The following is an 11706-nucleotide window of genomic DNA, read 5'->3' on the forward strand; positions in this document are numbered from 1 at the left end:
GGTCGGAATTCTTGTCGAATTCCATCAGCACGGTGCTGGAAAAGAGGTCGTCGAAACGCCAGGAATGCCGAAGCGACTTGACCGTTCTGTCTGGGCCGACGGTCAGGTCCAGCTTCGCTTCGGCAAACACATGCGGATGCGCGTTCGCCGCCGCGGCGGAAGCGAGCAACAGCGCCGCGCCTGATACTATGCCTGTCAGTCGCATTTTTCGCTCACATTTCGCTCGTCGATTCCGCATCAGGCAGGACACCTGCCATTGCAAGCAGGCCGAAATGGGACGGGCCAAAGCCTATACCAACCTTGATTGTCTTCGCCGATTTTTTCGGCATCCGTCCGGGCGAAGAAACGCTCCTGGAATGCCGCGCGGTCGACATCGAATAGTCTTATGGAGCAGGTCTGCACTGCCTTGCCGTTCAAGGTTGCCTTGGTCACCACGATCATGGTTCCGGCAGGCAGATCGTCGCCAGTCACCGCCCATCCTTCAAAGGCATCCACGTCGTCGACAGGAGCAAGCGTTGCATCACCGGATAGCGGTGTCCATCCACGCGTCCTGGCTACGGCGGCGATTCGTTCGAAATCAGGGGCAAGACAAATACCGTGAAAAGCTTCCAACGCCAGAAGCACCAGCGGCGACCTCAGGCATGTAGCAGCGAGCGCCGAGATAAAGAGGGCCTTCGACATCAGCACACCGCAGGCCAGAGAACGAGGCAATCCGCAGGGTCAAAAAATGGACCCTCTGGCACGTTAGTCAAGGGTGCCATTTAGCGGGCCCAGCGGCTGCGACGAGATCGACCTCCATCGGACTGTCGGCGGCTGCGCCGTCGCCCCGCAATATCATTTCGCCAGTTATTCTCCGACGCGGTCCGCATTGAAGACCCGCGATAGCCATCGAACTTGACTACGTGTGTCCATCCCTCGCTCCCGGGAGGCTTCTCCACTAGGGTGGGGATCAAAGGAGCGATGAACGCTAGCCGGCCGGTGCTGGTAGTTACTCGTTTCCGCATGGAACGTGTCTAGGGTCGCAGGCATAATATCCGCGCTCCACACGCCCTGGCGTTGGTTGAGATCGGCGGCCAGACTGGCCAGCCACTCTGTGCGCAGGCGGATAGAGGTGAGTGTCGATCGCAAATTGCAGAAACGTTGCCAGCGGATAATTGGGCAGTCCGCGCGTCATGCATACGGATCCATAAGCCCCAGCGCGCTTACATTCATAAGCACACCAAACCCGATGATCTGCTCCAGCGCAACGTTGCGAGACAACGTGCGCAAGCTTTTGGCCGGTTCGGACTCTATGCGGCTGACCAGGGCGTATCGATTGTAGACCGCCAAACCGACCATCGCGGCGAATAGGCTGATCTTGAACAGGAGAACTCGGCCGTAGTTGTTGCGCGGATCGGGGAACGAGCCAAGCACGAGCCAAGTGTTCATGGCGCCCGTCAAAAAAATGAGCGCAACCGCCACCATACCAAAGCGGGAGAAGCGCCACAGGACGGTTTCCACGCCTGCGACTTCGGATGGATGCCGCCGTGCTGCCGCGATAAGCAGGCCGAGGGGCAGGAGGCCACCTATCCACGCCCCGGCACTTGCAACATGGAGAGCTTGAGTCAGTGAGCCTAGAAGGCCCAATGCCGCCGCGTGGCCCTGCCAACCCTCGCAGGTCAGGAGCAAGAAAGCCGGCCCGACGATCAATTCGGGCCGCCCCGAGAAACTGATCACCAGGAGCAGGAGAACGAGCGAAAGGCGAACAAACCAAACAGTTCCGATGTCGCTTTCCATGAGAACGCCGCGCAAGGTGTCAACCATACCCTCGCGTCCGGAAAGCCCGGCAGTAAAACACAGCAGCCAAATTGCCGCGAAGATTGCGGCCGCAAGTGCGAGGGCAGGATTGACGTTACGGGGTAGAGGCGCAAGCGCGGGAGCCGCGGTTCTGTCTAGCGCATAGAAAGGGAAGAATGCCGACCCGAATAAAATCATCACTGAGAGCAAGTAGACCCACCGGGCGAAGGCCAGAGTGCCATCAACGCCCATTTCTACGGTCTGACTTCAAATTTGAAATTGCCCTTCACCTTGTGCCCGTCCGCTGATAGCACGTGCCAATCAACCTGATAAACACCCGGCGCAAGGGGCCTTGATACAGGTGCCACCATGTCCTTATCGTGCACCGCGATGTCCGTGGTGATCTTCGCACCATCCGGCCCGGAAAGATCGATGTCCGAGAATCGAGCCTCAATGGATTCGCTAAAGCGCAGTTGAATCTCGGTGGGCGAAGCGGCAATGGTGCTATTGATCTCTGGAGTAGCCTCGACCAATCGAGCATGCGCTAGCGCCTGGCCGGATAATGGTACGCTCCACAGCGCAGCTGTGGCGATCATTCCGATAGTCCAATTCAACGCGAACTCCTCCCGCGACGACGGTCATCAAAGACTATGCACTTTCTGACGAATATACGAGTATGTTGGTATTGCCGGGCCGCTATTGTTCGAGCTGTCACGAGACTTTCCATTTGCCGGAAAGGTGATGGGAGATCAGGCCAACACGCTACAGACCGCCGAGACTCTCCGTTGAAGGTCACGGACGCCGCAAGCGTTTGTAATTGTCAGGACAATCGCGGGCGAAACAAGCGTTTGCGCCCGCGTGACTCCATTTCAGCTACTTAACCGGGATCATGAGATGTGCGTATGGAGTGCCCGGCCACATCACATAGGGCTTGGATGTGTCAGGCTTGGGGTCCGTTGGATAGCCCGCCATCATGTCCATGGCGTTGACGATCATCACATGCGGGCCGGTCTCTATCCAATTGTTGCCTTCCTCGGGCTTCGTCGCATAGGGATCGGTGTTGCTGCCATCGGTACCGCCGGACAGCATGTACATGAAGCCGACCTTGCCCTTGGGCGGTTCCTTCTTTTCCATCCATGCCATCGCCCACTCCATCGCGTTGGCATCACCGCACATTGGGTCCGGGCCGGGCGTGGACGGGCTGTCTGGCATGCACCAGAAGCCGTTCTTGCCCTCGCGCAGAGTGCGCATGGCGCCCTTTTCATCCGCGGCGTAGACCGCAGCGCCGCTTGCCACGGCAGGGGGTGCGGCGGATTCGGCGCTCTTGATCAGCGCAGCGTCGTCGGCGGCTGCGCCTTGCATCGTAACCGCCGCCAAAAGGGCAGCGACCGTCAGAAGCCGTTTCATGGCCGTTCTCCGGTTTGAGTTGATCTTGTGCATGATGTCGGACGCACGGCTTTTCCAGAGCCGTTTGTCGGTGATCAAACACTAGCAGATTACATGCCTCCGGACAATTTATGTTTTAGCGCTGACTAATGTCGTCGCGGGGGCGTGCTAACGTCGTGGCTATTACCGAGACCGTCAAATCGGTCACGAAGCTCCTAAGGGCCAGAACCGGTCTTTTGCCGAACCAAATGGTGCTGTTCAGCGAGTGGCCAAATTTGCGCGGGTTCCAGCAACTTTGCTTGCGTCGTCAAATCGCCACCTGCCCTAACCTAGATTAGCGCGCGCATCGTCAGTTCAGCCGTGGATGATGACCGAACGGAGATTCTTCGTACGATCCGCGATTGCCGCCATGAGCAACTCCTTGTCGGCAAGGGCGGTATCGATGAACCGCTTGGCATGGTCCTGAAGAAGGACTTGCTCGACCAGGTCCTTGACGGCCAGCCTCTCGATCCGATGGCGATCATCCGTGAGCCGCTCGTCGTTCATGAATCAACGTCGATCTTCAAGGTGCTGGAGCAGTTCAGGAAGGCGCCCGTCAGGGTAGCAATGGTCCTCGACGAGTACGGAGGCCTGGAAGGAATTGTTACCCAGACCGATTTGCTCGAAGCCATCGCCGGCGACCTGCCCAACATCGAAGGCGAAGAGCCGGATATCATCGAGCGTGAAGACGGCTCCCTTCTCGTAGATGGTATGATATCGGCTCAGGACGCGTTCGATCGCCTTGGTTTTCGAGCACGGCCAACTGAAGGCGACTTCCATACGATCGCAGGATTTGCCCTGTTTCGACTAGGGCACCTGCCGGAGATCGGGGAACATTTTGATTACGGCGGCTGGCACTTCGAGATCGTGGACATGGATGGCCGGCGGATCGACAAACTGCTCGCACGAAGGAACTCTCCCACGGAGCGGCAAGAAACATCGGAGTAAAAAGGCCCAACTTGTCCAAAGTGTCAACGGAGCATTGCCCTTACCTCGCCCTTACCTTATCGCCGCTTGGAGTGTGGTCGGCGATCATGATACTGCAATGCCGGGAGGCGGTGATGCGTATCAACTTTCGATGTGATCCAATGTTGGTCGGGCATTTGCCCCGCCCGATCCCGGCGCGCGGCGCTCTGCCGGATTGGCTGCGCGCCATGCCCGCCACCGCCCATTCGGCGATCCACGGCCGCGACATTCGCACGCTCAAGCAGTGCCCACCCGTTGTCGATGCGATGACCTACGGCTTCATGATCCTGCTGCCGTGCGACGTCGTCGTCGACAAAGGCGCCTTTTCCTGGGACTGGCGGATTCCAGACCCGGTTACGCGGAACCACCCCAGAGCGCCATTGAGCTTCCACACGCCGGGGCAGCTCGCCGGCAGCCCGCTTGCCACGCCCGGTCAAGCCGCCCTCAAATTCAACAGCTTCTGGACCATCGAGGTCGAGGACGGCTGGTCGCTGTTCGCGATGCATCCGATCAATCGCGAGGATCTTCCCTTTAGGCTGGTGACGGGCCTGGTGGATTCCGACCGGTTCAGCGATGGCGGCATCAATTTCCCGGCGATCTGGACGGAGGCTGGGTTCTCCGGCGTGCTCGGGAAAGGAACCCCGGTCGCGCAGTGCTTTGCGGTTCCGCGGGCCGCGCCGCAGCTGGAATATGAGGTGTTCGACGAGAAGCGGCAGGCCGCCTATGCGCGGACGGTCGCGGATGTCCTGTCAACGCCGGGTGTCTACCGCAAGCGGTTTCGCGCCCGGCGGGCGCGCTCGACCAGCGAGTGAGCGACGCAGCGCTTCCTCATCAAGCCACAGCCGACCACTCGGTGCCGATGTCAGCGCCATGGCGATGACGCCGAACGTGGATGGGCGCAGACGGTAGGCCGTTGAGTACGCCAGCACGGCATCATCGAGATCACCAGTTTCCTGCAAGACGACGCCCAGATTGACGGCAGCTTCCGGGGAATCCGGGCTCATCTCCAGCACGCGTCGATAGGCCTGGGCGGCGGCGCCAAACTTGCGCATGTCCTGACGCACCAACCCGAGGTCAAACCAGGCAGCCGGATGCCCGCCGCCGGCGACGGCACGTTCGAGCAAGCCCTCTGCCTCAACAGGCGCACCGCTTTCCCAGGCAAGGCGCCCGAGGCGCGCCGCGGCCTCCTCGGATTTCGGATCCCGCTGCAAGACAAGTGTCCAACATTCGCGCGCGGCCAAGGCATTGCCTGCCTGATCGAGAGTACGTGCCCGCTCGATCAGTATTTCCGCCTGTGACGACAGCTTTGCCGCACGATCAAGCGGTTGCATCGCTGCTTCGAACCGGCCTTCGGCCCGGGCAATCCGGCACGCGAGAATCAAGGCGGGCACATTATCCGGACGAGCGGCCAGACTCGTCTCGATGCGCGTGCGAGCCCCCGACAAGTCCGCCCTGGCGAACAGGACCGCCGCCAGAAGATGGCAAAGCGCCGAATCGTCCGGGTGTTGCGTCAAGCCCAACTCGCACAGCTGCATTGCCTGGCCGTGATTGCCGGAATTGAAAGCAGCCACTGCGCGGCGGATCAGATCGCCGCTTTCGCCTTGATTGTGCGCGTTGTTGCTCGGACGCTCACTGGCAGTCATGTCCTTAAGCGCCCGATGTCGATCCCAATCATGTTTGGCGGGGCCGCTTGCCAAATTGAGCAGAGTAGCAGATTTGGAGCCTCGCTTGTCATCACGCTTAACCACTCCAAAGGCAACAAGGCCACAATCCGCCTCAACTGCTGCTCCCGTGCCCTTGGGCACACACGCTAGTGACGACCATTCTATGAGCGCGCTTGTAAATATTGGCTACTCGCAAGGGATGTCGATAGGCGTTCGCCAAATTCCAGCAAAAGCGGTCTCATGTTGACCAGCTTTTCCGGTGTAAATCTGGTCAGCGGTCCAGAAACAGCCAGCGCTCCGACCAAGCCCTCGCCGCCTGAAAAAATCGGTACGGCCATCGTTGCTGTTTCAGTATCTCCCTCCCCGAGTGATACAAACGGACTCTTCGCCATGAGAGCTATTCGCATTCTAGGCTTAGCGATACTGAACCGAGCAAGCACTTGGCCAGCTGCGTGATGGTCAAGCGAAAGCACATCCCCCTCTCGGATTTGATCTCGGATCAAATGGCGACAGTCTGCACGAAAATAGGCAAACGCTGCGATTTCCCTCCTTTCGAAAAAAAAATGCGCTTTCACCCGAAGGATCGTGCTTTTGTAGAGACCTGTTCTGGAAGAAATCTCGGCCAAGCTTAAACCTTCGTCATGCTCTGTGAAGCACCCGAGGATCGAAAGCGCGCGATCGACAGCTTCAACCCCTCCCGCTCTTGTGTCCGCTTGCTCTGCCGCCTGATGGTTCATTCGTTTCTTCCTTCAAAGGCCAAAGCTGCGTTGCGACGTCGGGCCCTAGTCACGTTCCCGGCTTGCTCAGCATGGTGAACGTTGCTTGCGGGCGCCACTACGCTCATGGCAACAAACAGGCTTTGTTGACCATTTCTCGTCATCGATGCCTGCCATTATAGTCACGATCGTTTAGGACGGAATCGATGCGGCGCAAGATCGCCTTAGAATATCGAGGTAGGCGATAGCGAATCTCGGTCGTCTGAGTTTTTGAAGTGGCGGGGCTTGAGGTGTAACACGCATTGGGCCAATGGTCGCTCGACAGCGGCCGAAATCATGGAGCTGAGGTCTGATGAATAAAATTGCCTTACTTCCTCTGGTGACGTATCCGGAAGCGAATTCCACCAAAATCGTCGCAAACGCAATCGCGGTGGTCAAGCACATTGGCGCGGCGCTTCACGCATTAACGATCAATGTTGATATCCCGGGTATTTCCAACCCAGTGTCGAGATACTTGATCAATCTTCCCGAAATGATTCGGGAGACAGAAGCGACTAGCCGCAAGCATGGGCTCGATTTGCTGGAGGCATTGAAAGCTGAAGCGGCACGCGCCGGATCGCCCCTGACAACCGAGGAGATTGCTGTTCAGCCAGCAACTGTCAGCGATGTTGCGGCAACGCAGTCTCGCTATTTCGATTTTGCTTTGATTGGGTTGGAGCCAAATAACCAGACTGCGCGCACGACCGTTGACGCCGTTCTGTTTGGTTCGGGCCGACCGACCATAATTCTGCCGGAAAGCGCAAATGTTGGTGCAATCGATCATGTCATCATCGCTTGGGATGGTAGTCGCGTTGCGGCTCGGGCCGTTGCCGACGCCTATGCGTTTCTCCAATGCGCGGCAAAGATAACTGTACTGACAGTGACAAGCGAAAAGCCGCTGCGCGATATTGGCGAACGCCTCACTCTAAGCCTGAGAATGCGCGGCCTTCCCGCTGAGGGGGTCTCAATCGATGCGGGAGATCGCGCCATTGGTATTACGCTTCAGGAGCGCGCTGTCGGCATGGGCGCCGATCTGCTTGTCATGGGTGCGTACGGCCATTCCCGGATGAGAGATTTTGTCGTGGGTGGCGCAACCAAAGGCGTTCTGGGCGATCCGCGCCTGCCTGTCCTTTTGTCGCACTAGTAATCTGCCCTCGAGTAGCGGCAGCGAGTTGGCTCCCACGATTGCGTCAGCGACGTCAGAGGAACCAGCTACGACTCAAGACGAAACCGTGCCTATCTGAGTTCCGGATTGTTTCGCCTTCGAAATTCGAGCTCGAACTGAACTGCGGAGCATACCTGTTCGCGCCGCCTACGATTGATTCCTGCCCCTGCCCGAGGCAGACAATGACGGTAGCCTTTGGTGCCCATCAAATCCACGCCTGCAGCCATTTGAGGCCGAACGCGCCGGGAGCCAGAGCGGCCAGAATGCGATACCGCTTTCGCCGATGAGAAAACCGACATCGATCAGGATCACGGTTGCAGGCCAACAATAGAGAGATGAACGCCAGCAATTCGCCAAAAGTCAGCACGAGCACCAGCGGAACACCCCATGCTTCATGCGTTCGGATAAACGTGATCGTTACCTGAGTGATCTCAATATATTCAGCACGGCCGATACCGCTGCCGTGGCTTCAGCCATGGGACAGGTTTTGCTCTCAGCAACCAAACCTTTCCATCAGGAGCCCATTCCGGCCAATCCACACGCCAATCCCGCGTCAGCAGGAGCCGAGACCTTTGATATAATATAATAAGGCAATCGGCCCTAAGCCTCTCCGTCGATCCAGGACCCATCTGACCCCGCGACAATGGAAAGGCAACCGTTGCGATTACTACGACATCGATGCTTGGCCTCGCCGCGGCAGCACCCGCATGAACAATCATGGCATTTTTGCCATTACTGTCTTGACGTCCGCATAGGTCTTCAGCGACATCTCGCCAAGGCCAGGTTACTGTCGGCCTTCGCCGGGCGCGACCGCCGCAAAGCCGGCGTTGATGTCGGCCGTCTGCGCTCCACCCGATTTTGAGCCATGGATCCAGGCCCGAACGGTGCTAAAGGAATACAGCGGCAGATAATCGGGAAGTCGCTGTCGCGCAGAACGGCATTGCTGAGGCTGTCGAGAATGAACGTGCCGCTGCCTGTGCTCACTGAAAGTACGGCGTGAAAGAATTTTCTTCGGCGATCCTGGATGACAACGAGCGACATGCTCTGCGCCGGAAGCCGACCATGTGATGCACGAGGCCAAGCAGGCTGCAGCAGAAAGTAGCGTGTCTCTAAACCAGTTCCTCTCGGCGTTCATTGCCGATGCGGTCATCGCCGCGCGATCCTCAATCTCAAGAAAAGAGCCACGCGGCAATACCGATGCGGTCCTGGCGACCTTGGATCGCGCGCCGGATGGTCGCGCCATATCCAGGAGAAAGCTTGTTGACGAAGGAAGTTCGGTTAGTCCGAAAATGTGGGGGACATCAAAAGAGGGCCGCCCTGGCAAGTGCGGCCCTTGTTCATGTCGGTCTACCAGTGTTTGGTAGATAGGCCAGTTACAGACATTTTCGAGTACTTGAGCTGATACAAACCGAGAATTGAATTCGGCAAGGAGACTACCGGCGCGTCTTGGCCTTTCAGTCAGTGCATATACTCGACCATGCGGTCGTGAAAACACTCGCATTTGTTGAGAGTGTCTTCGTCCTTGGTGTTCGTCTTCAGGTAGCCGTAAGCCACGCCGCAAGCGACCTTGGCCTCCGACGCCCAGACGAAGACGGGCCGGGACGAGTTGATCCACTCCGAACTTTTGGCGGCGGCAACCGACTCGTCCATCAGCTTCACCACCTGCGCCCTAAGGTCGACGATGTTGTCGGTCAGCACCAGGTTGGACGTGCCGACGGTACGGCAATAGTCGACCGCGGGACCTTCGATGATGTCGGCGGCATAACCCGTCGACCCGACTGCCAGCAACAGCGTCGCGGCGGAAACCAGCAGTCTTGCAGAACGTTTCATGATGAACTCCCCTCGATATTAGCGGTGTATAACATAATTGCGCGGTCGCGCACTATGGCCGTTAAACCAGGTTTGCCGTTGTCGTATGCTGGGTTACGCCGTCGTCGTAGAGCAGCGTGATGGTGTTGGCCGCAGGCAGGTTCGTGAGCGTGGCTACATCGACGAAGTTGGCGCCGTTGGCAAGCCCGTCGGCATCAACGCTGAGTGTGCCGGTCGCCACATTGTAGTTCACGAAGTCGCCGATATTAGCCCCTCCGGGTGCGGTGTCGAACAGCGCGGTCAGGTCGATCTTATCGCCCTCGGCACCATTGTAGTCGGTAATGAAATCCTTGATGTTCAAGTCGAGATGGTCGAGCTTGAACGTGTCAGCGCCGGTGCCGCCGGTAAGCGTATCCTGGCCGCCGCCGCCGATCAGAAGGTCGTTGCCCGCTCCGCCATAAAGCGTGTCATTGCCATCGCCACCGTAGAGGATATCGTTGCCGTCGAGCCCGTAGATTGTATCGCTGCCGGACGTGCCCTGTATCGCCTCATCGCCGGACGTCCCGTTGATGGGAGTGCCCGCCGCATGTTCGCCCAATAAAGTGACCGACAGGGTTTGGGATGCGGAATGATCGCCGTCGCCATCAACCCCGTATACGGAGAAGTTCAACGTCTGGTCCGACGGCAGTAAGAGCTTCGAATAGCCGAAATCGTCGAACTTGGCCTTGCCTTCAGTGACCGTGAATGTGATCGACGTGAAGTCCAGGGTCGGATCGATGGTCAGCCAGCCGTCCACGGTGGTCGTTGCGGTACCGGTCTGGCCAGTATTCGTGATCCAGGTCATCGTGAAGGCACCGGCCGCCTCATGTTCGACGTTGAAACTGAGTTTGTCGACCGCGCCTGCGAAAGAAATCTTGAACTGCTCCGTCGGATCGAGGTTTCCGTTTCCGACGCCGAAGCCATTGCTCGTCGGTTTCAATATCTCGGCATTGTCGATGCTGCTGTTGTGATTTGTATCGACCGAACTGAAGGTGGCGTCGCCAAGAGTGAACTGTGGTGTGCCAGCGCCACCGGCGACACCTCCAAAATTGAAAGTCTGATCGGTGGTGGGGCGAGATTCGATCAAGTTGAACGTATAGGTGCCGTCCGGACTGATCTTCAAATCGAAGAAGTTCGATCCCCCAGCCTGGGCAATTAGATCCACCGAGCCGTCGAGGTTGTGGACCAAGGGCAGATATGTGAGGCCGCTGATGCTGGTCAGCGGGCTGACTTCTATCGACTGTTCGCCGTCCGCCCCGAATGCAAGATTGTGCGTCCCAACTGTGACATTGTTGTCCTCGTTGCCGACGATTGCATTCATGATGTGCGTGAAGGTTGGCGTGTCGTCGTTCACTTGCACCGTGAGCGATCCATTTGCCGTATCGGAGTCGCCGTCCGTGACCGTGAAGCCGATCGTCACGTTCATGGTCTCCTCCGTCGTGCTGGACGTAGGATGCACCAGCGGCTCCGACAGCATGAATGCGTAGGAGCCGTCCGGCGCGACATCGAGCACAAACACAACATTGCCCGAGATCGCACCAGTCGCGGTTAGGATCGTGTGTCCCGCATTCGTCGTCGTCGCGTACTGCAGGTTCTCCTGTGCTGCGACCCCGTTTGCGGTCTTGTAGATCGCCATTACGCTAGGGCCGACAAAGCTCAGCGATTTCAGCCCGTCCGCGCCTGCCGAAAACAGGGATCCCGCGCTCCCTGACAAGGTCTTTGCATCGGCGACATCGCCCGTCCCGCCCGCATTGCCGGCAAACAGCGTCTGCGCATCATCGTCCAGTACTGGTGTCGCCGTCACGATTTTCGCAACCGGCGTGTCGTCATCGATCACCACGGTGAAGCTGGTGGTGCCGGTGGAGCCGTCGGCGTCCGTCACCGTCGCCGTGACCGTGAACGGCGCCGTGTTGTCCTCCGTGCCGCTGATCGAGTGCTTGACCGGCTGCAGCAGTGTCATGGTGTAGTCGGCGCCGCTGTCGGTGACGCTCGTCACCGCGATCGTGAACACCTGGTTGGCCACGAGGTTCGGGTCCGTGCCATGCACGTAGCCGATCAGCTGACTGCCGATCCATGTCGTGTCGACCGCAACCCCGGCCAGCGTCTG

12 protein-coding genes and 1 pseudogene are annotated in these 11706 nt (G+C 58.5%); 3 read left to right on the forward strand and 10 right to left on the reverse strand.

Going from position 1 to position 11706, the window contains the following annotated elements; translation table 11 throughout:
- The 5 genes from NKJ89_RS34775 to NKJ89_RS34795 all read right to left on the reverse strand — a co-directional run.
- A partial coding sequence (locus NKJ89_RS34775) for a DUF1007 family protein (RefSeq protein ID WP_352608938.1) occupies nt 1–205 on the reverse strand: 205 nt, incomplete at its 3' end.
- A 32-nt stretch (nt 206–237) separates the two neighbouring features.
- A complete protein-coding gene (locus NKJ89_RS34780) occupies nt 238–681 on the reverse strand; it encodes a hypothetical protein (protein ID WP_352608939.1) in 444 nt (147 codons plus the stop codon).
- A gap of 489 nt (nt 682–1170) precedes the next feature.
- The gene (gene copD, locus NKJ89_RS34785) at nt 1171–2028 is read right to left on the reverse strand and encodes a copper homeostasis membrane protein CopD (protein ID WP_352608940.1); all 858 of its coding nucleotides are present in this window, start codon (nt 2026–2028) and stop codon (nt 1171–1173) included.
- Nucleotides 2029–2030: 2 nt separating this feature from the next.
- On the reverse strand, nt 2031–2372 hold the full coding sequence (copC, locus tag NKJ89_RS34790; RefSeq protein ID WP_352608941.1) for a copper homeostasis periplasmic binding protein CopC: 342 nt from the start codon (nt 2370–2372) through the stop codon (nt 2031–2033).
- A gap of 277 nt (nt 2373–2649) precedes the next feature.
- Nucleotides 2650–3183 carry a hypothetical protein gene (locus NKJ89_RS34795; RefSeq protein WP_352608942.1) on the reverse strand — a complete coding sequence of 178 codons (534 nt, stop codon included), beginning with the start codon at nt 3181–3183 and terminating at the stop codon, nt 2650–2652.
- Between the two features lie 342 nt (nt 3184–3525).
- On the opposite strand from NKJ89_RS34795, the pseudogene NKJ89_RS34800 reads away from it, so the two are divergent.
- Nucleotides 3526–4149 (forward strand): annotated as a pseudogene (locus NKJ89_RS34800) (transporter associated domain-containing protein); the annotation flags it as partial.
- A gap of 113 nt (nt 4150–4262) precedes the next feature.
- Nucleotides 4263–4979: a hypothetical protein gene (locus NKJ89_RS34805; RefSeq protein ID WP_352608943.1), complete on the forward strand. Its 717-nt coding sequence runs from the start codon at nt 4263–4265 to the stop codon at nt 4977–4979.
- On the opposite strand, the gene NKJ89_RS34810 is transcribed toward NKJ89_RS34805, so the two are convergent.
- Entirely contained in the window at nt 4917–5810 is an 894-nt protein-coding gene (locus NKJ89_RS34810; RefSeq protein ID WP_352608944.1) for a tetratricopeptide repeat protein, read from the reverse strand. The genes NKJ89_RS34805 and NKJ89_RS34810 overlap by 63 nt on opposite strands.
- Nucleotides 5811–5992: 182 nt before the next feature.
- Nucleotides 5993–6568 carry a helix-turn-helix domain-containing protein gene (locus NKJ89_RS34815; RefSeq protein WP_352608945.1) on the reverse strand — a complete coding sequence of 192 codons (576 nt, stop codon included), beginning with the start codon at nt 6566–6568 and terminating at the stop codon, nt 5993–5995.
- 331 nt (nt 6569–6899) lie between these two features.
- Between NKJ89_RS34815 and NKJ89_RS34820 the strand changes: the two genes are divergently transcribed.
- The gene (locus NKJ89_RS34820) at nt 6900–7730 is read left to right on the forward strand and encodes a universal stress protein (RefSeq protein ID WP_352608946.1); all 831 of its coding nucleotides are present in this window, start codon (nt 6900–6902) and stop codon (nt 7728–7730) included.
- Nucleotides 7731–8510: 780 nt separating this feature from the next.
- On the opposite strand, the gene NKJ89_RS34825 is transcribed toward NKJ89_RS34820, so the two are convergent.
- The 3 genes from NKJ89_RS34825 to NKJ89_RS34835 all read right to left on the reverse strand — a co-directional run.
- Complete coding sequence (locus tag NKJ89_RS34825) at nt 8511–8792, reverse strand: hypothetical protein (protein WP_352608947.1); 282 nt, start codon at nt 8790–8792, stop codon at nt 8511–8513.
- A gap of 417 nt (nt 8793–9209) precedes the next feature.
- On the reverse strand, nt 9210–9581 hold the full coding sequence (locus tag NKJ89_RS34830; RefSeq protein WP_352608948.1) for a hypothetical protein: 372 nt from the start codon (nt 9579–9581) through the stop codon (nt 9210–9212).
- A 61-nt stretch (nt 9582–9642) separates the two neighbouring features.
- Nucleotides 9643–11706, reverse strand: a 2064-nt coding sequence (locus tag NKJ89_RS34835) for a type I secretion C-terminal target domain-containing protein (protein ID WP_352608949.1), incomplete at its 5' end; no start/stop codon positions are given.

Source organism: Mesorhizobium sp. M0047, from assembly GCF_040323315.1.
GTDB lineage: Bacteria > Pseudomonadota > Alphaproteobacteria > Rhizobiales > Rhizobiaceae > Mesorhizobium.

Coding starts and splice junctions, on each gene's coding strand:
- NKJ89_RS34780 (WP_352608939.1), bottom strand. CDS start 681: ATGTCGAAGGCCCTCTTTATCTCGGCGCTCGCTGCTACATGCCTGAGG.
- copD (WP_352608940.1), bottom strand. CDS start 2,028: ATGGGCGTTGATGGCACTCTGGCCTTCGCCCGGTGGGTCTACTTGCTC.
- copC (WP_352608941.1), bottom strand. CDS start 2,372: ATGATCGCCACAGCTGCGCTGTGGAGCGTACCATTATCCGGCCAGGCG.
- NKJ89_RS34795 (WP_352608942.1), bottom strand. CDS start 3,183: ATGAAACGGCTTCTGACGGTCGCTGCCCTTTTGGCGGCGGTTACGATG.
- NKJ89_RS34805 (WP_352608943.1), top strand. CDS start 4,263: ATGCGTATCAACTTTCGATGTGATCCAATGTTGGTCGGGCATTTGCCC.
- NKJ89_RS34810 (WP_352608944.1), bottom strand. CDS start 5,810: ATGACTGCCAGTGAGCGTCCGAGCAACAACGCGCACAATCAAGGCGAA.
- NKJ89_RS34815 (WP_352608945.1), bottom strand. CDS start 6,568: ATGAACCATCAGGCGGCAGAGCAAGCGGACACAAGAGCGGGAGGGGTT.
- NKJ89_RS34820 (WP_352608946.1), top strand. CDS start 6,900: ATGAATAAAATTGCCTTACTTCCTCTGGTGACGTATCCGGAAGCGAAT.
- NKJ89_RS34825 (WP_352608947.1), bottom strand. CDS start 8,792: ATGTCGCTCGTTGTCATCCAGGATCGCCGAAGAAAATTCTTTCACGCC.
- NKJ89_RS34830 (WP_352608948.1), bottom strand. CDS start 9,581: ATGAAACGTTCTGCAAGACTGCTGGTTTCCGCCGCGACGCTGTTGCTG.